1 protein-coding gene is annotated in these 381 nt (G+C 57.5%); it reads right to left on the minus strand.

The genetic code is table 11. From position 1 onward, the window contains the following. Positions 1 to 381 (minus strand): type III PLP-dependent enzyme domain-containing protein (locus AB4Z10_RS29755; protein ID WP_441474003.1); only part of this gene is annotated, 381 nt, incomplete at both ends.

A 381-nucleotide genomic window follows, 5' to 3' on the forward strand; every position in this document is an offset into this window, starting at 1 on the left:
GGCGAACCCGATGCGGTATAGCCGCCGCCCATACAAGTGACAATGTCCGTCTTCGGCCGGCGAACGACCTCGACGGCAAAACCTACCGCCGGCTTAAAACGGAACGAGCTATAGAGATCGAATAAACCCGGCGCGTAGAAGCCTGAGCCTGCCGTGATCTCGGTGACGCATGCTTCCTCGCGGGAGCTGTCCATGCTTCCCGTTCCGCCCGCATTCACGAAGCGCAAGGAAATGCCCATAGCGCTAATGCCCTGGGCCGCTTCCTTCCTGCGTCTTGCGCTTTCTGCGATCGATCTTTTTTTGAGCCATTTGATTGACGCATTTTTGAATCGCTTGCCCGGTACGTTGTCACCAACTCCCGCTACCTGGGCTTCATAGCCC

It is taken from the genome of Allobosea sp. RAF48, from assembly GCF_052114025.1.
Lineage (GTDB): Bacteria > Pseudomonadota > Alphaproteobacteria > Rhizobiales > Beijerinckiaceae > Allobosea.